The sequence below is a fragment of the Delftia sp. genome, from assembly GCF_059499305.1.
Map to the genome: position 1 here is coordinate 230,499 of NZ_JCABYI010000031.1, position 21,704 is coordinate 252,202.

The following is a 21,704-nucleotide window of genomic DNA, read 5'->3' on the forward strand; positions in this document are numbered from 1 at the left end:
GCCTTCACTGCATTTATTGAGATCACGAATTTCTTCATGAGCGATCAAAACACTCTGGATCTGGCCCAACAGGCGGCCGGCGATGCCCTGGACCTGGGCCAGTACGCACAGCGCGCCTACCTTGAATACGCACTGTCTGTCGTCAAGGGCCGGGCACTGCCCGATGTCACCGACGGCCTCAAGCCCGTGCAGCGGCGCATTCTGTACGCCATGGACCGCATGGGCCTGAGCTACAGCGGCCCCAACCACAACACGGCGGCCAAGCCCGTCAAAAGCGCGCGCGTGGTCGGCGATGTGCTGGGGCGCTTTCACCCGCACGGCGACCAGTCGGCCTACGACGCGCTGGTGCGCATGGCCCAGGACTTCAACCAGCGCTATCCGCTGGTCGATGGCCAGGGCAATTTCGGCAGCCGCGACGGCGACGGCGCAGCGGCCATGCGCTACACCGAGGCGCGCCTGTCCAAGATCACGGGCCTGCTGCTCGACGAGATCGACATGGGCACGGTGGACTTCGTGCCCAACTACGACGGCAGCACGCAGGAGCCGCAGCAGCTGCCCGCGCGCCTGCCGTTCGCCCTGCTCAACGGCGCCAGTGGCATTGCCGTGGGCCTGGCCACGGAAATCCCCAGCCACAACCTGCGCGAGGTGGCCGACGCCTGCGTGGCCCTGATCAAGCGGCCGCAGCTCAGCGACGAGGAACTGTTCCAGATCATCCCCGGCCCCGACTATCCGGGTGGCGGGCAGATCATCAGCAGCGCCTCCGACATCCAGGATGCCTACCGCACGGGGCGCGGCAGCCTCAAGCTGCGCGCGCGCTGGAAGATCGAGGAGCTGGCGCGCGGCCAGTGGCAGATGGTGGTGACCGAGCTGCCGCCCGGCGTCTCGGCGCAGAAGGTGCTCGAAGAGATCGAGGACATCACCAATCCCAAGGTCAAGACCGGCAAGAAGGCCTTGAGCCAGGAACAGACCCAGCTCAAGGCCAGCATGCTAGCCGTGCTCGACGGCGTGCGCGACGAGTCCAGCAAGGATGCGCCCGTGCGCCTGGTCTTCGAGCCCAAGACCGGCAAGGTGCCGCAGCAGGAGCTGGTCACGGCGCTGCTGGCGCACACCAGCCTGGAGTCGTCCAGCTCCATCAACCTGACCATGATCGGCCTGGATGGCCGGCCGGTGCAGAAAAGCCTGCGCCTGATGCTCGAGGAATGGATCGCCTTCCGCCAGACCACGGTCACGCGGCGCAGCCAGCACCGGCTGGCCAAGGTGCTGGACCGCATCCACATCCTCGAAGGCCGTCAGGCCGTGCTGCTGAACATCGACAAGGTCATCGCCATCATCCGGGCCAGCGACGAGCCCAGGCAGGCGCTGATCGATGCCTTTGCGCTGTCCGAGCGCCAGGCCGACGACATTCTGGAAATCCGCCTGCGCCAGCTGGCGCGGCTGGAGGCCATCAAGATCGAGCAGGAACTCAAGGAACTGCGCGTCGAGCAGGGCAAGCTCGAAGACATCCTGGGCAGTGATAGCGTCATGCGCCGCCTGATCTGCAAGGAGATCGAGGCCGACGCCAAGCAGTTCGCCGATGCGCGCCGCACGCTGATCCAGGAAGAAAAGAAGGTGGTCGCCGAAGTCAAGGTGGTCGATGAGCCCGTGACGGTCATCATCTCGGACAAGGGCTGGGTGCGCACGCGCCAGGGCCATGGCATCGATGCGGGCACGCTCAGCTTCAAGGCCGGCGACAGCCTGCACGGCACCTTCGAGTGCCGCACGGTGGACCAGCTGCTGGCCTTCGGCAGCAATGGCCGGGTCTATTCGGTGCCGGTGTCGCAGCTGCCCGGCGGGCGCGGCGATGGCCAGCCCGTGACCACGCTCATCGAGCTGGAGGCCGGCACCCAGATCCTGTACTACTTCGCGGGAGCCGAAGGAACGGCGCTGCTGCTGTCGGGGTCGGGCGGCTACGGCTTCGTGGCCATGGTGGGCGACATGGTCTCGCGCCAGAAGGCGGGCAAGGCCTTCGTGACGCTGGCCGACGGCGAGACGCTGTGCGCCCCGTCCACGGCCTACGGCGTGCCCATGGGTGCACGCGCCGAGCCGCAGGAAGGCGAGCAGGGCGCGGGCCTGCTGCTGCCGGCCACGCATGTGATCTGCGCCTCCACGGGCGGCCGCATCCTCACCTTCGAGATCGCCAGCCTCAAGCACATGGCCAAGGGCGGTCGCGGGCTGATGCTGCTCGACCTGGAGGACAAGGACACCCTGGCGGGCGCTGCCGCCTACACGCGCAGCATCCGCATCGATGGCCTGGGCCGCGGCGGCAAGGAGCGCAGCGAGACGCTGGAGATCCGCAGTCTCAACAATGCCCGTGGCACGCGCGGCCGCAAGGGCAAGTCGGCCGACCTGGGCTTCAAGCCGCAAAGCGTGACGCGCGTGGAGTAAAGAGCGCATCTGCCCCTGCAATGCCTTCCGCGAAAGGGGTGGATCAGGGGTTTTCTCTGGGTTTTTCCGAACTCCGGGCCCTGCTGCAGGCCTCAACATGGAGTCTTCCAACATGAGGGAGACTGGATATGCTGCGACTTCGCATGGCACACAAGCTGTGGCTTGCCGTGGCCGCCATCGTGGTGGCGCTGGTGGGCGTGGTCGGCTTGTCGGGTTATCGCTCGGCCCAGGTCCAGGCCCGGTCCGAGGCCGTCACCCAGGAGATGCAGGCGCGGGTCCAGGCCGCCGTGCGCTGGATGGGGCTGACCGAAACCAATGCGGCCCGCACCCAGGCCCTGGTGGTCAGCAGTGATGCTACCGTCGAGGCCGAGTTCAAGGACGTGATCAGCGCCACCTCGGCGCGGATCACCGAGGTGCAGAAATCACTGGAAGCCATGCCCCTGTCCGACGCAGACAAGGCGCAGATGGCCAGGATTGCGGCAGCCCGCAAGACCATGATCGAACTGCGTGCCCAGGCACGCCAGCTCAAGGCCGACGGCCGGCAGGAGCAGGCGTTGGCCTTGGTCAAGCAATCCTACAACCCTGCCGTGGATGCCTATCTGCAGTCGCTGCGCGACTTCGTGCAGATGCAGGAGCAGGTGGTGCGCAGCAGCCAGGAAGAGACGGCAGCCTCGCGCAGGCTCACCGTGGGTTTTGCCGCTGCGGCCGTGGGCGTGCTGCTGCTGTGCATCGTCATCGGCGCCCATTTCCTGATTGCCAGCATCCGCCGTCCCCTGGCCCAGGCCAGGGAACTGGCCGAACGCATTGCCGCAGGCGACCTGAGCGCAGCGGCGCAGGGACAGACACAGCGCGCTGACGAATTCGGCGACCTGCTGCGCTCGCTGCAGGCCATGAGCGAATCGCTGTCGGGCATGGTGCAGCAGGTGCGCCAGAGCACGGACAGCATTGCCATCGCCAGTGCCGAGATTGCCACCGGCAACCACGACCTGTCCGTGCGCACCGAGCAGACCTCCAGCAACCTGCAGGAGACCGCAGCCGCCATGGAGCAGTTCACCAGCACGCTGCAGCAAAGCGCCAGCAGTGCGCAGCAGGCCAGCAGCCTGGCGGCGGGCGCGTCACAGGTGGCCCAGCGCGGCGGTGAGGTCGTGGCCCGGGTGGTCGAGACCATGAAAGGCATCAACGACAGCAGCCGGCAGATTGCCGACATCGTCGGCGTCATCGACTCCATTGCCTTCCAGACCAATATCCTGGCGCTGAACGCCGCCGTGGAGGCGGCCCGCGCCGGCGAGCAGGGCCGGGGCTTTGCCGTGGTGGCCAGCGAGGTGCGCACGCTGGCCCAGCGCAGCGCGGCGGCTGCCAAGGAGATACGCCAGCTCATCGGCGCTTCGGTGGAACGGGTGGAGGACGGCGCCCGCCTGGTGGGCGATGCCGGCACCACCATGGAGGGCATCGTGCAGTCCGTGCAGCGCGTGGCCGACACCATCGGCGAGATCACGGCGGCCTCTTCGGAGCAAAGCGCGGGCGTGGCCCAGGTCAATCAGGCCGTGGGACAGCTGGACCAGATGACGCAGCAGAACGCGGCCCTGGTCGAGCAAAGCGCGGCCGCGGCGCAAAGCCTGCGTGAGCAGGCCGAGCAGCTGTCGCGGACGGTGGCGGTGTTCAAGGTGGCGCACCTGGCGCCCTCGCCGACGACGCTCGCAAGGCAGGCTGCGCCGGCGGTGCGCACTGCGCACAGCGCGGCCGCAGCGCCAAGGCGGCCGGCAGCAGCCGTGGCGCCTGCGGCTGTCGGGCCGGTTGCCGCGCGGCCTGCCGCAGCAAGGGAGGCGGCGCCCAAGCTGGCCTCGGCGCCCCGGCCCGCCGCACCGGCAGCCGAGGATGGCCAATGGGAGAGTTTCTAGCCGCCTGCGAGCACGGCGGCGCCGTGCGGCGGCATGCCGATCAGGCCAGTTCGGCGATCAGCTCGATTTCCACGCAGGAGCCCAGCGGGATCTGGGCCACGCCGAAGGCGCTGCGCGCATGCGTGCCGGCATCGCCGAAGACCTGGCCCAGCAGCTCGCTGCAGCCATTGGCCACCAGGTGCTGCTCGGTGTAGTCGCCCGTGGAGTTGACCAGGCACATCAGCTTGACGATGCGGCGCACGCGGCCCAGGTCGCCGCCGGCGGCGTGCTGGAGCGTGCCCATCAGGTCGATGGCGATGGCGCGCGCGGCCTGCTGGCCGTCGGCAGTCTGCAGATCACGGCCCAGCTGGCCTGCCCAGACCTTGCCGTCCTTGCGTGCGATATGTCCGCTCAGGAACACCAGATTGCCCGTCTGCACATAGGGCACGTAGGCTGCCGCCGGGATGGCAGGCGACGGCAGTTCGATGTTCAGGGCCTTCAGTTGTTCGTAAACGCTCATCGTTGATTCCTTCGAGACAAGAAAAATCCGGCGCCAGTGCCGGGGTGGCGGACAGTGTGACACAGCCCCCGTGCACCTTGGCAAGTCAGGGGCTGGGCATGCGCCAGTCTGATTCTTGTCCGAATCTGGGTCGGAGCACGGTGGCTTCGAGGCACCTGCTTCTAGCATGCCTGGATGCGCGCTGTGGCCCCTGCACCCACTCCTTCATCGTCTTCGTGGACGCCGTGGCTGCTCGGCTGCGTGGTCGGTGCCGCCTGGCAGGTCACGCAGCCGCAGCTGTGGCCGCTGTGGATGTATCTGCTGATGATGGGCCTGGCCTTGCTGTGTCTGTCAGGACAGGTCCGGCGGGCCCGGGCCGGCGGCCGCCGCGGCGCGGTCAGCGGCCTGTGGGTCGCCGCTTGCGCAGCCTCGCTGGCGGCCGGCCTGACAGGCTGGCGTGCCCAGGACTTTGCGGGCCACGCGCTGTCGCCGCAGCTGGAAGGGCGTGACCTGCGCATCGTCGGCGTCATGGCATCGCTGCCCCAGAACATGGCCCAGGGCGTGCGCTGGCGCATGGCCGTGGAGCAGGCGCAGATCGCGGGCAGCGAAGAGGCCCTGGCGCCGTTTCCCGGGTTGATCGAGCTGTCCTGGTACGCAGCCCGGGCCCGGGCGTCCAAGGGCGCCGCAGCGTCGCTGCCCGTCCTGCGCCCGGGCCAGCGCTGGGACCTGACCGTGCGGCTCAAGCGCCCGCATGGCGCGCGCAATCCCCACGGTTTCGACTATGAGCTGTGGCAGTGGGAGCAGGGCGTGCAGGCCACGGGCTATGTGCGCGAACAGCCAGCGGCGAGCCTGCTGGCCGACACCGGCGCCTACGCCCTGCAGCGCTGGCGCCAGCAGATGCGCGAGGCCATCGTGAACCGGGCAGCCGCACTCGCGCAAGCCATGCAGCGCGTAGGCATGGACCCCGCGCAGTCGCCGCGCATGCTGGGCGTGGTGGCCGCCCTGGCCATGGGCGATCAGCAGGCCATTGCGCGTGACGATTGGACGCTGTTCCGCCATACCGGCGTGGCCCATTTGATGAGTATTTCCGGACTGCATATCACCCTGTTCGCATGGCTGGCTGCGCTGGTCGTGGGGCGACTGTGGCGTTGCAGTGCCCGGGCCTGCCTGTGGTGCCCGGCGCCGCAGGCGGCCCTGCTGGCTGGCGTGCTGCTGGCGGGCGGCTATGCCCTGTTCAGCGGCTGGGGTCTGCCGGCGCAGCGCACGGTGTGCATGCTGGCAACGGTGGCCGCGTTGCGCGTCACAGGGCTGCGCTGGCCCTGGCCCGCCGTGTGGTGCCTGGCGCTGGCCGTGGTTGTCGTGCTCGATCCCTGGGCCCTGTGGCAGGCGGGCTTCTGGCTGAGTTTTGTCGCCGTGGGCGTGCTGCTGGCGACCGATGCACGCATGCAGGCCGCGGTGCGGCCGTCGCTGCCCGCCCGTGCCCTGGCGTTGTGGGGTGAGCAGTGGCGCATCACTCTGGCGCTGGCGCCGCTGGGGCTGATGCTGTTTGGCCAGCTGTCGCTGTCGGGGCTGCTGGCCAATCTGGCCGCGATTCCCTGGGTGACTTTCGTGGTCACGCCACTGGCCTTGCTGGGGGCCTTGTGGCCCCCGTTCTGGACGGGCGCGGCGCTGGCGCTGGCGCCGCTGCTGGAACTGCTGCAGTGGCTGGACCGGTGGGGCTGGGCCGTGTTGCAGCTGCCGCAGCCGCCGCTGTGGGCGGGGCTGGCTGCGCTGGGTGCAGGCCTGGCGCTGGTGGCTCCGGTGCCGGCCGGATGGCGTTGCTGGGGCCTGGCCATGTGTCTGCCGGCCCTGTGGTGGCCGCCGGCCGCACCGGCGCATGGCGAGTTCGATTTGATGGCCGTGGACACAGGCCAGGGCAATGCCGTGCTGCTGCGCACGGCCCGGCACGCCCTGCTGTATGACACGGGTCCGCAGTACGGCATGGATAGCAATGCCGGCGAACGGGTGCTGGTGCCGCTGCTGCAGGCCCTGGGGCTGCGCCTGGATGCGCTGTGGCTCAGCCACCGCGACGGCGACCATACGGGCGGTGCCTTGGCCGTGCATGCCGCGCAGCCGCAGGCCGAGGTCTGGGGATCGGACTCCGTGATCCTGGACCCCGCTCTGGCCGGCCTGGGCGCCGTGCGCCGATGTGAGGCCGGCCAGCAGTGGGAGTGGGATGGCGTGCAGATGCAGGTGCTGCATCCACCCGCGGGCGAACCGCTGCCGGCCGCGCAGGCCCTGGCCCACGCCAATGCGGGCAGCTGCGTGCTGCTGCTGCGTTCGGCATCCGGGGTGCAGGCCTTGCTGGCCGGCGATATCGAGGCTGCACAGGAAAGGGCGCTGGCGCAGGCCGGCGCCTTCACGCCCGTGCAGTGGCTGCTGGTGCCGCACCACGGCAGCCGCACCTCATCGAGCACTGCTCTGGTGCAGGCCCTGGCACCGCGCTGGGCCATGGTTCAGGCGGGATACCGCAGCCGTTATGGACACCCGGTCCCCGAGGTGGTGCGGCGCTATGAGGCCAACGGCTCCAGCGTGGTGCAGTCGGCCCGCTGCGGCGCAGCGCATTGGCGCTCTGCCGATCCCGCACAGCTGGTCTGCGAGCGGGAGCGGGCGCGCCGTTACTGGGACATGCATGTCACGCACGTCAGGCACATCACGCAGAGGCAGGGCGGATAGGACGGGTGCCGATGGCCGCGCAGCCGGCATATGCTGGATACCGCTTGTCCGGATTGAGGTTACCTATCGCTACACTGGTGCGATACGAGGGCTGGCCCGCAGCTTGCTTTACCTCGTACACATGCAGCGACAGGAGGTGACGAATGCATCCATTTGACGAGATGTACACGATGACGCCGTTCGACGGCAGCGATGTGCGCCTGCACTACAAGGACTATGCGCAATGGCTTGCGCGCCAGTCCGAACAGACGCTGCGAGCGCGCAGCGCCGAGGCCGAGATCATCTTCCGGCGCGTAGGCATCACGTTCGCCGTCTACGGCGACAAGGATGAAAGTGGCGCCGGCACCGAGCGCCTCATTCCCTTCGACCTGATTCCGCGCGTCATCCCGTCCCATGAATGGGAGCGCATGCAGGCAGGCCTGGTGCAGCGCGTGACGGCGCTCAACCGCTTTCTGCACGACGTCTACCACGACCAGGAAATCCTGCGCGCGGGCCTGCTGCCGCGCGAGCTGGTGCTGAACAACAGCCAGTACCGCCCCGAGATGCGGGGCCTTGCCGTGCAGGGCGGCATCTACGCCCACATCGCCGGCATCGACATCGTGCGTGCCGCCAATGCCCAGGGCGAGGGCGTGTACTACGTGCTGGAGGACAACCTGCGCGTGCCTTCGGGCGTGTCTTACATGCTGGAGAACCGCCGCATGATGATGCGGCTGTTCCCCGACCTGTTCTCCCGTCATCCCGTGGAGCCCGTGGCCCACTATCCCGACATGCTGCTGGAGACGCTGCGCGCCAGCGCTCCGGCCGGCACGCCCGAGCCCACGGTGGTGGTGCTCACGCCCGGCATGTACAACAGCGCCTACTTCGAGCACGCCTTCCTGGCCCAGCAGATGGGCGTGGAGCTGGTCGAGGGCCAGGACCTGGTGGTGGACAAGGACGTGGTCTACATGCGCACCACGCGCGGCCTGCAGCGCGTGGACGTGATCTACCGGCGCGTGGACGATGATTTTCTGGACCCCGAAGTCTTCCGTCCCACCTCCACGCTGGGCTGCCCCGGCCTCATGCGCGCCTACCGCGCGGGCAACGTCAGCATCTGCAATGCGGCGGGCACGGGGGTGGCCGACGACAAATCGGTCTATCCCTATGTGCCGGAGATGATCCGCTTCTACCTGGGCGAGGAACCCATTCTGCAGAACGTGCCGACCTGGCTGTGCCGCAAGCCCGACGACCTGCGCTACGTGCTCGACCACCTGGATGAGCTGGTGGTCAAGGAAGTCCATGGCGCCGGTGGCTACGGCATGCTGATCGGGCCTGCCGCCTCGCGCGGCGAGATAGAGGATTTCCGCCGCGCGCTCATCGCCAATCCCGGCGGCTACATCGCGCAGCCCACGCTGGCGCTGTCCACCTGCCCCACCCTGGTGGAGCAGGGCATCGCTCCAAGGCATATCGACCTGCGTCCCTTCGTGCTCAGCGGCAATCAGGTACGCATGGTGGCCGGCGGCCTCACGCGCGTGGCGCTCAAGGAAGGCTCGCTGGTGGTCAATTCATCACAGGGCGGCGGCACCAAGGACACCTGGGTGCTCGGGGCCGGTGAGTCAAACGAGGGAGGACATTGAATGCTCAGCCGTACTGCCGATCATCTGTACTGGATGTCCCGCTACACGGAGCGTGCGGAGAACACTGCCCGCATGCTCAACGTCTCCTATGACACTTCCATGCTGCCCCAGGCGCCTCAGGCGGCGCGCAAGGCCTGGCAGGGCGTGCTGTCCATCAGCGAGCTGATCCCCGCCTATGCCTTCCGCCACGGCGAGGTGCAGCGAGAGGCCGTGCTGCACTTCATGGTGCGCGACGAGAGCAACTCATCGTCCATCGCCTCCTGCCTGCGCGCTGCGCGGGAGAATGCGCGTGCCGTGCGCGGGGCGCTGACCACCGAGGCCTGGGAGACCCAGAACCAGACCTGGCTGGAACTCAAGCGCCTGCTGGCCGAGGGGGACTGGGAGCGCGATCCGGGCCAGTTCTTCGAATGGGTCAAGCACCGCTCGCACCTGTCGCGCGGCGTGACACTGGGCACCATGCTGCAGGACGAGGCCTTCCACTTCCTGCGCCTGGGCACCTTCATCGAGCGCGCCGACAACACGGCGCGCCTGCTGGACGTGAAATTCCACGCCATCGAGCGCGACTACCATGGCAGCGCGCGCAACGGAGCGTCGGGCAAAGGGGCCACGCCCTTCGACTTCTACCACTGGAGCGCGCTGCTGCGCAGCGTCTCGGCCTTCGAGGTCTACCGCAAGGTCTACCGCGACGTGATCACGCCCGAGCGCGTGGCCGAGCTGCTGATGCTGCGCAGCGACATGCCGCGCTCGCTGCTGGCCAGCATGCTGGAAGTGGTGGCCAACCTGGAAAGCGTGGCCAACGACCAGTCGCGCGAGACCCAGCGCAAGGCGGGCCGCCTGCTGGCTGACTTGCGCTATGCGCGCATCGACGAAATCCTGGCCACGGGCCTGCACGCCTATCTCACGCAGTTCCTGGATCGCGTGCACGACCTGGGTCAGGGCATCAGCCGCGACTTCCTGGTGCCTGCCTGAGCCGCCGTCGCCCAATGAACAAAGCCGCCCTCGGGCGGCTTTGTTCATTGGGGCAGGGCCATTCAGTCCTGCGCGCTGTCCAGCTCCAGCACAACGCCTTCGGCATCGCCGATGGGCACCACGTCGCAGTTGTCGCCAGGGCCTCCCCGGTCCACCACGATGAAGCGCGCGGGCGCGTTCAGGGCAATCAGCGAGTGGTGCCAGACGCCGCGGCGGTAGTTCACGCCCTGGCGTCCGTTGGTGATGAAGGCGCGCAGGTCGCCGGGCGCCACCTGCTCTCCCAGGGGCGCAACCACCACGATGAAGGGCTGGGCGTCCAGCGGCATGAAGGCCTGGCTGCCCAGGGGATGGCGCTCCATGCTCGTCAGCTGCAGGGGCAGCGCATAGGGGCGGGCGTGGAACAGGTTGATCAGCGCATGGCCCTCGCTGCCGCCCGTGTCCACGCGGGCCAGGGCATGGTAGCGCTCGGTCATGCCGTCATTGATCAGCAGCGGCGTGTGGCCTGCACTGTCGATGACCTCGCCAAACTCGGCAAAGGCTTCGGCGGTCAGCGGTTGGACGCGCAGGCGAAGGCGGGCGGGGCGGGTTTCTGACAAGGTACTCACGAAGTATTGCCTCTTGTTTTCATACTGGTATTACCAGTTTGCTGTTGCCTGGGGATTTTGTCAAACCTGAGTGACGCCAGCCTATGTACTGCGCGTCATTTGCGGTGGTTCGGGTAAATGCGAGTGTGCATTGGCCGGCGGGGAGGGCAACATTCGCTCCGTATTTTCAGACCGGTCATACCAGTTGATCGCAACCCTTCAACCAAGGACTTCCTGATGTCATCACTTCCCGCATCCGCCGAGGCCGCCGGCGCGGCCCCGGCGCTGTCCAGCGAAACGCCGGCCGAGGCAGCCGTCTACCGCAAGGTGGCCTGGCGCCTGCTGCCCTTCATCATGGCCTGCTACGTGGCGGCCTATCTGGACCGGGTGAACGTGGGCTTTGCCAAGCTGCACATGCTGGCCGACCTGCAGTTCAGCGAGGCCATGTACGGCCTGGGCGCGGGGCTGTTCTTCATCGGCTATTTCTTCTTCGAGGTGCCCAGCAACATGCTGATGCACCGCATAGGCGCCAAGGCCACCATCTCGCGGATCATGATCATGTGGAGCCTGATCTCGGCGGCCATGATGTTCGTGACCACGCCCACGCAGTTCTACGTGCTGCGCTTCCTGCTGGGCGCGGCCGAGGCCGGTTTCTACCCCGGCATGATCCTGTACATGACCTACTGGTTTCCCTCGTACCGGCGCGCCCGCATGGTGGCGCTGTTCATGTGCGCGATCCCGGTCTCGGGCATCCTGGGCGGACCGCTGTCGGGCGGCATCATGGACCTGATGCAGGGCGTGGCGGGGCTGCGCGGCTGGCAATGGCTGTTCCTGATCGAGGCCATTCCCTCGCTGATCCTGGGCCTGGCCGTGCTCTGGTACCTGGACAACAGCATCCGCGCAGCGCGCTGGCTGACCGAGGCGGAAAAGACCCTGCTGGAGCGCAACATCGCTCGCGAGAACGCCAGCAAGAGCGACAGCCACGTCACGCTGCGCGCACTGTTTTCCGACCCGCGCATCATCAAGATGGCCATGATCTGCTTTTGCACCGTCATGGGCCAGTACGGGCTCACGTTCTGGCTGCCCAGCCTGATCCGCCAGTCGGGCGTGGAGGGTGCCTTCCAGATCGGCCTGCTGACGGCCGTGCCGTTTTCGGTGGCCGTGGTGTCCATGAACCTGGTCAGCCGCAGCTCGGACCGCATGCGCGAGCGCCGCTGGCACCTGATCGTTCCGTTCTGCGTGGGCGCGGCGGGCCTGATGCTGTCGGCCATCTTCAGCGGCAACGTCTACCTGTCGCTGGCCGCCCTGGCGCTGGCCGCGGGCGGCAGCCTGGCAACCTCGCCACTGTTCTGGAGCCTGCCCACGGCCATCCTGTCCAGCGCAGGCGCTGCGGCCGGCATTGCGCTGATCAACTCCTTCGCCAACCTGGCCGGCTTCATCAGCCCCTACATGATCGGCCTCATCAAGGATGCGACGCAGAGCACCAATGCGGCCATGTTCGTGCTGGCCGGCGTGCTGCTGTTCGGGGCCTTCCTGACCTATACCGTGCCCGCCAAACTGGTCAACAAGTAGCGCCGGACAGGGCGCGTGAACCGGCGGGCGAGGCGCGCAGTCGCTAAGATCGGCGCACCGCCCCCGGGCCAGAGATCCGCCAACGCATGGAACCCAGCACCGCCATCAGCACACCCGCCGGCAACCCTGCCAGCACCGCCGTTGCCGGCAATGCCGCCCGCGTGATCCGCGAGTGGATCGAGGGCGGCGTGTATCCGGTGGGCTCGCTCCTGCCTTCGCAGCGCGACCTGTCGGAGCAGTTGGGCATCAGCCGCACCTCGCTGCGCGAGGCGCTGTCCACGCTGCAGGGACTGGGCCTGGTCGTGGCCCGGCCTGGCAAGGGCATGTACGTGACCGAGGCGCCCGAGGCTGCGGCCGCAGACGCCTGGCGCTTTGCCGACTCGCATGCGCTCACCGATGTCTATCAGCTGCGCTACGCGTTGGAGGGCTTTGTGGCGCGCCTGGCGGCCCTGGTGGTGCAGCCTGAGGATGTGCAGGCCCTGCAGGCCAATCTGCAGGCCATGCAGCAGAGCATAGAGCGGGCCGATTTCGTGCAGGCCACGCGGCTGGATTTCGAGTTCCACCTGCAGATCGCCACCATCTCGGGCAACCATGCCATCGCCGACGTGCTGCGCGGCAGCGGCGAGGTCATGCAGGAAAGCCAGCGCCTGCCGTTCTACAAGCGGGGCGCACGGCATGCGACCACCGAGGAGCATGCGGCCATCATCGATGCCCTGTCCCGCGGCCATCCCGAACTGGCCCAGCAGGCCATGGCCACCCACATCGTGCAGGCGGCCCAGCGCGCGGGCGTGCACTTTCCCACCGGCCTGTAGGCACGCCAGCCCGTGCCTGATCGGCCGGGTTTTTGGCCTTACCATCATCGGCGCAGCGCATTTTTTCCCTATCCACAGACCGCCCGGATGCCGATCCATGACAAGCCAAGGAAATGAACTCTGCATACTGGCAGACGCCCTAGAGGCGCAGCGCGAAGGACTCTTGCAGACATGGCGCAAGGCCGTCAGGCGGGACCCGGCGCTGACCGCTGGTGAGGCGCTTCCCCGAACCCAACTGAACGATCACATCCCGGCCGTGCTGGCCGCGTTCGAGCAGCAACTGCGGACACTGGGCGGTGCACCGGCAGACACCGCCGAGCCGCCGGGCGATGGCGAGCAGGCCGCCGCCCACGGCCTGCACCGCTGGCAGCAGGGCTATGACCTGCATGAAGTCGTGCGCGAGCTGGGGCTGCTCAACGAAGTCATGGTGGCGCAGCTGGAGGACTATGCCCAGGGGCGCCCTGATGCGCACGTCGCCATGCCCGTTGCGCGCAAGGCCTGGGCCGCCACCTATACCCGCGACGTTCAGGACAGCAGCACCCAGTATTTCCGCCTGCAGCAGCAGGAGGCCGAGGGCCATGTCCGGGACCTGGAAGCGGCGCTGCATGACCTGAGCGCGCTGGACCTGCAGCGCTCGCAACTGTGGGAGCAGGTTGCGCATGACCTGCGCAGCAACGTCGGCGTGGTGGCCAATGTGACGCATGGCTTGGGCATGCAGCATGCGCCTGCGCAGTCGCGCGAGAAACTCCTGCGCATGCTGGACCGCAACGTCCAGTCGCTGCGACATCTGCTGGATGACGTGACGGAGCTGGCCAAGCTGCACGCCGGGCGCGAGCATCGCCAACTGACCTCCTTTGACGCAGCCCAGGTGATCACCCATCTGTGCGAGGGACTGCAGGCCCTGGCCAACGATCGCGGCCTGTACCTGCACCTGCAGGGGCCGGGGACGATGCCGGTGGAGGGGGATGCCTTGAAACTGCGCCGCATCGCGCAGAACCTGGTGCTCAACGCGCTCAAGTACACCCAGGAGGGCGGCGTCACGGTGAAGTGGGCCCTTGGTGATGGGGAGGACCAGCGCCGCTGGATGCTCTCCATCGGGGATACGGGCCCCGGCATGGAGCCGGCGGCGCCCCTGGTTGCCGCCCTCAAGCACGCCACGGACCTGGACCCTTCGGGCCATCTGACGTCGGCGGCCTCCGCAGAGGTCCGCGCCGGAGGCGAGCCACGGCCCGGCGTCGCGGCGGCCCGCTACCGCAGCGGCGCAGGCGAGGGGATAGGCCTGTCCATCGTCAAGCGGCTGGCGGAATTGCTGGACGCCACGATCGAGGTGCAGTCGGCCGCGCAGACCGGCACGACCTTTCTGCTTCTGTTTCCGCTGCGATACGCCGACGAGTGACCGATAGCTGGGCCAGGAGATGAAAAAACGGGCACATAGGCCCGTCGTTTCGCGTGCGGGGCGCGGCCTGTGCCGCCGCCCCTGAGTCCGGTGCTCAGGACTCTTCGTCCATCTGCGACTGCAGATAGTTCTGGATGCCGACCTTGTCGATCAGGTCCAGCTGGGTTTCGAGGTAGTCGATGTGCTCCTCGGTATCGTCCAGGATCTTTTGTAGCAGGTCGCGCGAGACGTAGTCGCGCACGCTTTCGCAGTGGGCGATGCCGTCCTTGATGGTCTGCTGCGCGGTTTTCTCGCTGCTCAGGTCGCAAGCCAGGGCTTCGGGCACGTCCTCGCCGACTTGCAGCTTGCCCAGGTCCTGCAGGTTGGGCAGGCCGTCGAGCACGAAGATGCGGTCCATGAGCCAGTCGGCGTGCTTCATCTCGCCGATGGACTCCTTGTATTCCTTCTTGGCCAGCTTGTCGAAGCCCCAGTGCTTGTACATGCGGTAGTGCAGGAAGTACTGGTTGATGGCCGTCAGCTCGTTCTTGAGCTGGGCTTGCAGCCAGGTGATGACTTGTGCGTCGCCTTGCATGGGGAACTCCTTTGTTGTACGTGGGGGACCGCGCCGATCGCCGGCCGCTATAGGGGTGGATTGTCTAGGGTTTCTGCGTCAGATCAAGCAAACCCCTGTTATCACGCATTGGCTGCTTATGAGGCGCGTTCTCGTTTGCGGGCCGGCATGCTGACGCGGCTGCGGGGTTGCTGCATTGCCTTGTCATATTTCGGCCCAAAATAGCCTCTTCAGGCCGGTGGCGGGCTGGTCAAGCCCGCAGGCCTGGAGACGAGGATGTTCACATAGTTTTTGGCAATCGGATGAATTCAATCAATTCATTGGATCAATCGATGGCCTGGGCCTAGACTTCGTCCTGTGTTCACTCACCAACCACAAAGGAAACAGCAATGTCCGTGATCAACACCCAAATCAAGCCCTTCAAGACGCAGGCCTTCAAGAATGGCAAGTTCATCGAAGTGACCGAAAAGGACGTCCTGGGCAAGTGGGCCGTGTTCTTCTTCTACCCCGCTGACTTCACCTTCGTGTGCCCCACCGAGCTGGGCGACGTGGCCGACCACTACGACGAACTGCAAAAGCTGGGCGTGGAAGTGTTCTCCGTGTCCACCGACACCCACTTCGTGCACAAGGCATGGCACGACACGTCTGACACCATCCGCAAGATCAAGTACACGATGCTGGGCGACCCCACCTGGGAAATCAGCAACAACTTCGAAGTCCTGCGTCCCGGCCAGGGCCTGGCTGACCGCGGCACCTTCATCGTCGATCCCGATGGCGTGATCCAGGCCGTGGAAATCACCGCCGAAGGCATCGGCCGCAACGCCGTCGACCTGCTGCGCAAGGTCAAGGCTGCCCAGTATGTCCGCAACCACCCCGGTGAAGTCTGCCCCGCCAAGTGGGAAGAAGGCGACAAGACCCTGGCTCCTTCGCTCGACCTGGTCGGCAAGATCTAAGCGGTACACCGCTTCCTGTTCACAGTTGAACTGTTGAAGACGCCCGGGTGCCTGGCGCCCGGGCTTTTTTTTCCGAAAATTCGTATTTCCCTAGGAGTCCGACATGCTTGACAACAACCTGAAAGCCCAATTGCAGGCCTACCTGGAGCGCCTGCAGCGTCCGGTGGAGCTGGTGGCTTCGCTGGATGACAGCCAGGGTGCGCGCGAGCTGAAGGAACTGCTGCTGGAAATCCGCGAGCTGAGCGACAAGATCACCGTCGTCGAGCACAACGACGCCGAGGTGCGCAAGCCCTCGTTCCTGATCACCAATCCCGGCGTGGACAGCGGCGTGCGTTTCGCAGGCGTCCCCCTGGGCCATGAATTCACCTCGCTGGTGCTGGCCCTGCTGCAGGTCGGCGGCCATCCGTCCAAGGAATCGGCCGAACTGCTGGAGCAGGTGCGCAATATCGACGTGCCGCTGCACTTCGAGACCTACTACTCGCTGTCCTGCCACAACTGCCCGGACGTGGTGCAGGCGCTGAACCTGATGTCCGTGCTCAATCCCAAGATCAGCCACACCGCCATCGACGGCGGGCTGTTCCAGAAGGAAGTCGAGCAGCGCGAAGTCATGGGCGTGCCCACGGTCTTCGTCAATGGCGAGCGCTTCGGCCAGGGCCGCATGGAGCTGGCCGAGATCGTCGCCAAGGTCGACACCGGCGCCGCTTCGCGTGAAGCGGCCAGGATTTCCGCCAAGGACGCTTTCGACGTGCTGATCGTCGGTGGCGGCCCCGCCGGCGCGGCCGCTGCCATCTATGCGGCACGCAAGGGCATCCGCACCGGCATTGCCGCCGAGCGCTTCGGCGGCCAGGTGCTGGACACCGTGGACATCGAGAACTTCATCTCGGTCTCCAAGACCGAAGGCCCTCAGCTGGCCGCCGCCATGGAGCGCCATGTGCGCGACTACGAGGTGGACATCATGAACCTGCAGACGGCGTCCAAACTGATTCCGGCTGCCACGGAAGGCGGGCTGATCGAGGTGCAGACCGCCTCGGGCGCCAGCCTCAAGGCCAAGACCGTCATCCTCTCGACCGGCGCGCGCTGGCGCAACATGAACGTGCCCGGCGAGGACAAGTACCGCACCAAGGGCGTGACCTACTGCCCGCACTGCGACGGACCGCTGTTCAAGGGCAAGAATGTGGCCGTCATCGGCGGCGGCAACTCGGGCGTGGAAGCGGCCATCGACCTGGCCGGCATCGTGCGCAGCGTGACGCTGCTGGAGTTCGCCAGCGAGCTCAAGGCCGATGCCGTGCTGCAAAAGAAGCTCAAGAGTCTGCCCAATGTGACCGTCATCCTCAACGCCCAGACCACCGAGGTCAACGGCGACGGCAAGAAGGTCACCGGCCTGACCTACAAGGACCGCACGACGGAAGAGGTCAAGACCGTGGCGCTGGAAGGCATCTTCGTGCAGATCGGCCTGCTGCCCAACACCGACTGGCTCAAGGGCACGGTGGAGCTGACCCGCTTCGGCGAGATCGTGATCGATGCCAAGGGCCACACCAGCGTGCCCGGCGTGTTCGCCGCAGGCGACTGCACCAACGTGCCGTACAAGCAGATCATCATCGCTGCCGGTGCCGGCTCCACGGCTGCGCTGTCGGCCTTCGACCACCTGATCCGCCACTGAGCTGAACAGGCGTGAGAAAGGGCCCGGATGCCTCGGCATCCGGGCCTTTTTTCATTCCGGCGCTGTCAGGCGCGTGCCTTGCCGGCGCAGGTGGCACACAGATGGCTGTCCAGCAGCCCGGTGTGCCAGCAGGGATTGCTCCAGGGCCTATGCGCCAGATCAAATCAATGAATGAGAACTATTCGCATATAATTTTTCTTCATCCAGCCAGCACATGACGCGCCAACGGCTGGCGGGCCGACCGCCAGCCGCTGCAACCAGAAGCCAGCTCTCGCACATCCATGTTGATCAGAGAGAGAGGGCTTCGCAATGGCTTACGACTTCGCAATGCAATCATGCGCCCGGCGGGCGCGCCATCCCCTGGCCGCCGCCTGCGCGCTGCTGTGCGCCTCCGCTGCCCTGGCCCAGGGGCCGGGGCAGGCCGCCGCAGACGCGGCAAATGCCGCAAACGCCGGAGATGCCGACACGCAATTGCTGGCGCAGGCCGCACCCGGGGCACGGACCCGTGCCCCGGCCCTCAAGGAGATGGTGATCAGCGCCTCGCGCGAGGTGCAGGACCCTGACACCCTGCCCATGAGCATCGACGTGATCGACGCCGGCCGCATGGAGCGCGAGCAGGCCAGCGACATCCGCGAGATGGTCAACCTGCTGCCCAATGTCGATGTGCCGCGCGCCCCGGCGCGCTTCTCGCTGGCGGCCTCGTCGGCCGGGCGTGACCAGAACAGCGGCTTCAACATCCGTGGCCTGGATGGCAACCGCGTGCTCATGCTGGTCGATGGCGTGCGCCTGCCGCGCAGCTACAGCTTCAGCGCCAACAGCTTCGGCCGCGACTACCTGGACCTGGGCCTGGTGCAGCGCGTGGAAATCCTGCGCGGCTCCACGCCCGCGCTGTATGGATCGGACGGCATGGGCGGCCTGGTCAACTTCGTGACCGTGCAGCCGGACGATCTGCTGGGCAGGGACAAGCGCATCGCCGGCCGCGTGGCTGCCGGCTATGACGGCTCGGACAACGGCCGCAAGCTGGGCGCCACCGTGGCGGGCCGAGTCAGCCCCGAATGGGCCTGGCTGCTGTCGGCGGGCCTGGGCCGCTCCCGTGCGCTGGAGAACATGGGCACGAACAACGTGACGGGCGCGGCGCGCACCACGCCCAATCCCGAGAAAGACCGCAGCGAATCGCTGATGGGCCGCCTGGTCTTCACGCCCAGCGCCATACAAAAGCATGTCTTCACCTTCGAGAACGTGGACAAGCGCGCCGACTACGCCCTGCTGTCCGCGCGCTCGGCCACCGTGGCCAATTCCGACTCGCGCACCGACATGAAGCGCTGGCGGGCCAGCTGGCAGGGCCAGTGGCAGCAGTTGGGCACGGCGCTGGCCGACGAACTGCAGCTGATGGCCAGCTACCAGAAGTCCGACGCGCGCGAATTCGTCACCGAGACGCGCATCGGCCTGCCGTACCGCGAGCGCGACGTGACCTATGACGAGGATGCGATCCAGCTGCACGCCCAGGCCAGCCGCCTGCTGCGCTGGAGTTCTTCGGCCAGCGGCAAGTTCACCTACGGGCTGGACTACCTCCGCAACAAGGTTGTCAACGCGCAAAACGGCATCACGCCGCCCGTGGGCGAGAGCTTCCCGCTCAAGCGCTTCCCTGACACCACCGAAAGCGCCACCGCCCTGTTCGCCCAGGCCGAACTGCACAACGGCCCCTGGAGCGTGACCCCGGGCCTGCGCGCCGAGCACTACAGCATCAAGCCCCGGCAGAACGGCTTTGTGCCCACCGTGGTCAGCAACTCGGACTCCGCGCTCTCGCCCAAGCTGGGCGTGATGCTGCAGGCCAGCCCGGTCTGGTCCGTCTATGGCAACTATGCGGCAGGTTTCCGGGCGCCCAACGCCGGGCAGATCAACGCCTTCTTCGAGAACCCGGTGGCGTTCTACCGCAACATTCCGAATCCCGACCTGCGGGCCGAAAAGAGCCAGACCTTCGAGCTGGGCCTGCGCGGGCGCATGGACAGGCTGCGCCTGGACGCCGCCGTGTTCACGGGACGCTACAAGGACTTCATCGTCGACCAGCAACTGGTTGCGGGCCAGCCCGGCAACGCGGCCAACCCCGCCATCTACCAGTCCATCAACGTGGGCCGCGCCCGCATCAGCGGCTTCGAACTCAAGGCCGGCTACGACTGGGGCCGCTGGGCCGGCGGCGACTGGCAGACGCGCCTGGCCTACGGCTACACCGACGGCAAGGACACGCAGTCCGACAAGCCGCTGGACACCATCTCGCCCCAGCAACTGGTGCTGGGCGTGCGCTACGAGCGCTCTGTCGTGGGCGTGCAGTTCAACGTCTCGCACTGGAGCGGCAAGAAGGCCGGCGACGTGTCCAACGGCAGCACGGCCTGGCTCAGCCCCTCGGCCACGGTGCTGGACCTGAGCGCGCAATGGCGCATCCGTCCCGACCTGCGCCTGAACGCCGGCATCTACAACCTGACCGACAAGAAGTACTGGCGCTGGTCCGATGTGCGCGGCCTGCTGGCCACCACGGCGATTGCCGACGCCTACAGCCAGCCGGGGCGCCATGCGCGCGTCTCGCTGATCAAGGATTTCTGAAGCCCGGCGCCTGAAGGCCAGGCGCCGCGACCCGTGTCCCAACGATGTTTTGCAACGCAAGGAGAGCCCCATGCACCGTACCGAGAGTGAAAGCCTTGCCCGTGACGAGGAATACCTGCTGGCCGAAGGCGAGGCCCAACTGGCCGCCACGCTGGCGCTGATGACCGGCTTCGGCCACGGTTGCTGCGAGGCCCACCGGCCCGCCATTGCCGGCAAGGTGGCCGATCAACTGCAGGGCCTGTCCGGCGACAGCAGCTTTTCGCCGGACATGCGGGCCTTGCTGCAACGCCTGCAGCGGCGCTGGCAGGCGGTCTCCGAGGCCAGCGCCGCGCAGCGCGCACCCCGGGCCGAGGCGGCGGCCGAGACCCGCCATCCCTCCGTTGCCCACGCGCTCTGGCATGCCCCTTTGGAGACCCTGCAATGATCACCACCGCCGCCGCAGCCTGCGATGACCTGCTGATTCCCGTCAATGCGCCCGACGTGCGCCAGCGCTTTGCCCAGGCACGCCAGAGCGGCCTGCGTGCCAAGGAGGCCGCCGAATCCATGGGCCTGCCCGAAGGCGCCGCCATCGGCGCCCACGCGGGCCTGCATGACGGCGGCCTGCAGGTCGTGCCGCTGCGCGCGCAGTGGCTGCAGGTGCTGCGCGCGCTGCAGGACTGCGGCACCGTGATGGCGCTCACGCGCAATGAGTCCACGGTGCATGAGAAGACGGGCGTGTACCAGAAGCTCTCGGCCAGCGGCGGCGTGGGATTGGCGCTGGGCCGCGAGATCGACCTGCGCCTGTTCTTTGCCCAATGGCATGCCGGCTATGCCGTGACCGAGCAGCCCGCCCAGGCTGGAAGGCCGGCCACGCACAGCCTGCAGTTCTTCAATGCCCACGGCCGCGCCGTGCACAAGGTCCATGCGCGCGAGTCCACCGACATGGCAGCGTGGGATGCGCTGGTACGGCGCTTTGCCGAGCCCAGCGCGGGCTACCTGTTTCGCCATGCCAGGCCCAGAGCGCTGCCGCAGTCCGACAAGGTCATCGACGTGCACGGCCTGAGCGCCGCCTGGGATGCCCTTCAGGACACGCATGAATTCTTCGACCTGCTGCGCCGGTTCGGCGTGGAGCGCCAGCAAGCCTTCCGCCTGGTCCCCGGCCATTGCGCGCGGCTGGCACCCGAGTCCGTGGCCCAGTTGCTGGGCGATGCGGCGGTGGACGGGCTGCCCATCATGGTCTTCGTGGACAGCGGCGGCTGCATCCAGATCCATACCGGCCCCGTGCACAACATCCAGCCCATGGGCACGCCCGGCGGCGCGCAATGGATCAATGTGCTGGACCCGGGCTTCAACCTGCATCTGCGCTGCGACATGATCGCCAGCGTCTGGGCCGTGCAAAAGCCCACGGCCGATGGCGTGGTCACCTCGGTCGAGGCCTTCGACGCGCAGTGTACGTGTCAAGGACATGGGTAACAACTCAGCTCACAGACATGGGTAACACTT

The 21,704-nt window shown here is 67.1% G+C and carries 16 protein-coding genes; 13 read left to right on the top strand and 3 right to left on the bottom strand.

Annotation, left to right across the window (positions count from 1 at the left end):
* The first annotated feature begins 36 nt into the window (after positions 1-36).
* Together parC and AC5I49_RS22175 are read left to right on the top strand one after the other, a co-directional pair.
* Positions 37-2,424: a DNA topoisomerase IV subunit A gene (gene parC, locus AC5I49_RS22170; protein ID WP_203400541.1), complete on the top strand. Its 2,388-nt coding sequence runs from the start codon at positions 37-39 to the stop codon at positions 2,422-2,424.
* Between the two features lie 128 nt (positions 2,425-2,552).
* Positions 2,553-4,322 carry a methyl-accepting chemotaxis protein gene (locus AC5I49_RS22175; protein WP_495789893.1) on the top strand — a complete coding sequence of 590 codons (1,770 nt, stop codon included), beginning with the start codon at positions 2,553-2,555 and terminating at the stop codon, positions 4,320-4,322.
* Between the two features lie 40 nt (positions 4,323-4,362).
* Here AC5I49_RS22175 and AC5I49_RS22180 read toward each other — a convergent pair whose 3' ends face one another.
* On the bottom strand, positions 4,363-4,821 hold the full coding sequence (locus tag AC5I49_RS22180) for a RidA family protein (RefSeq protein WP_012206880.1): 459 nt from the start codon (positions 4,819-4,821) through the stop codon (positions 4,363-4,365).
* 174 nt (positions 4,822-4,995) lie between these two features.
* Between AC5I49_RS22180 and AC5I49_RS22185 the strand changes: the two genes are divergently transcribed.
* The 3 genes from AC5I49_RS22185 (at position 4,996) to AC5I49_RS22195 (ending at position 10,097) form a co-directional block, all read left to right on the top strand.
* Entirely contained in the window at positions 4,996-7,515 is a 2,520-nt protein-coding gene (locus tag AC5I49_RS22185) for a DNA internalization-related competence protein ComEC/Rec2 (RefSeq protein WP_495789894.1), read from the top strand.
* 143 nt (positions 7,516-7,658) lie between these two features.
* Positions 7,659-9,128, top strand: a complete 1,470-nt coding sequence (locus AC5I49_RS22190) for a circularly permuted type 2 ATP-grasp protein (RefSeq protein ID WP_016447617.1) — start codon at positions 7,659-7,661, stop codon at positions 9,126-9,128.
* The gene (locus AC5I49_RS22195; RefSeq protein WP_495789895.1) at positions 9,129-10,097 is read left to right on the top strand and encodes an alpha-E domain-containing protein; all 969 of its coding nucleotides are present in this window, start codon (positions 9,129-9,131) and stop codon (positions 10,095-10,097) included.
* Between the two features lie 62 nt (positions 10,098-10,159).
* On the opposite strand, the gene AC5I49_RS22200 is transcribed toward AC5I49_RS22195, so the two are convergent.
* Positions 10,160-10,702 carry an ureidoglycolate lyase gene (locus AC5I49_RS22200; RefSeq protein ID WP_016451261.1) on the bottom strand — a complete coding sequence of 181 codons (543 nt, stop codon included), beginning with the start codon at positions 10,700-10,702 and terminating at the stop codon, positions 10,160-10,162.
* 216 nt (positions 10,703-10,918) lie between these two features.
* On the opposite strand from AC5I49_RS22200, the gene AC5I49_RS22205 reads away from it, so the two are divergent.
* The 3 genes from AC5I49_RS22205 to AC5I49_RS22215 all read left to right on the top strand — a co-directional run bounded on the left by AC5I49_RS22205 (position 10,919) and on the right by AC5I49_RS22215 (position 14,461).
* Positions 10,919-12,253: an MFS transporter gene (locus AC5I49_RS22205; RefSeq protein ID WP_016447614.1), complete on the top strand. Its 1,335-nt coding sequence runs from the start codon at positions 10,919-10,921 to the stop codon at positions 12,251-12,253.
* Between the two features lie 86 nt (positions 12,254-12,339).
* Positions 12,340-13,065, top strand: coding sequence for a FadR/GntR family transcriptional regulator (locus AC5I49_RS22210; protein ID WP_016447613.1), 726 nt, complete (start codon positions 12,340-12,342; stop codon positions 13,063-13,065).
* A gap of 163 nt (positions 13,066-13,228) precedes the next feature.
* Positions 13,229-14,461: a sensor histidine kinase gene (locus tag AC5I49_RS22215; protein WP_232356984.1), complete on the top strand. Its 1,233-nt coding sequence runs from the start codon at positions 13,229-13,231 to the stop codon at positions 14,459-14,461.
* Positions 14,462-14,555: 94 nt separating this feature from the next.
* On the opposite strand, the gene bfr is transcribed toward AC5I49_RS22215, so the two are convergent.
* Positions 14,556-15,032 (bottom strand): bacterioferritin, encoded by a 477-nt coding sequence (bfr, locus tag AC5I49_RS22220; RefSeq protein ID WP_016447611.1) that lies wholly within the window; start codon positions 15,030-15,032, stop codon positions 14,556-14,558.
* A gap of 368 nt (positions 15,033-15,400) precedes the next feature.
* Between bfr and ahpC the strand changes: the two genes are divergently transcribed.
* From ahpC to AC5I49_RS22245, 5 genes are all read left to right on the top strand, one after another.
* Complete coding sequence (gene ahpC, locus AC5I49_RS22225; RefSeq protein WP_012206871.1) at positions 15,401-15,964, top strand: alkyl hydroperoxide reductase subunit C; 564 nt, start codon at positions 15,401-15,403, stop codon at positions 15,962-15,964.
* Positions 15,965-16,067: 103 nt separating this feature from the next.
* Complete coding sequence (ahpF, locus tag AC5I49_RS22230) at positions 16,068-17,624, top strand: alkyl hydroperoxide reductase subunit F (protein WP_016451263.1); 1,557 nt, start codon at positions 16,068-16,070, stop codon at positions 17,622-17,624.
* 309 nt (positions 17,625-17,933) lie between these two features.
* The gene (locus tag AC5I49_RS22235; protein ID WP_495789896.1) at positions 17,934-20,222 is read left to right on the top strand and encodes a TonB-dependent hemoglobin/transferrin/lactoferrin family receptor; all 2,289 of its coding nucleotides are present in this window, start codon (positions 17,934-17,936) and stop codon (positions 20,220-20,222) included.
* Positions 20,223-20,292: 70 nt separating this feature from the next.
* Positions 20,293-20,646, top strand: coding sequence for a hypothetical protein (locus AC5I49_RS22240; RefSeq protein WP_016447606.1), 354 nt, complete (start codon positions 20,293-20,295; stop codon positions 20,644-20,646).
* Positions 20,643-21,674, top strand: a complete 1,032-nt coding sequence (locus AC5I49_RS22245; RefSeq protein ID WP_312840787.1) for a hemin-degrading factor — start codon at positions 20,643-20,645, stop codon at positions 21,672-21,674. Before AC5I49_RS22240 ends, AC5I49_RS22245 begins: the two co-directional genes overlap by 4 nt.
* Positions 21,675-21,704: the final 30 nt, after the last annotated feature.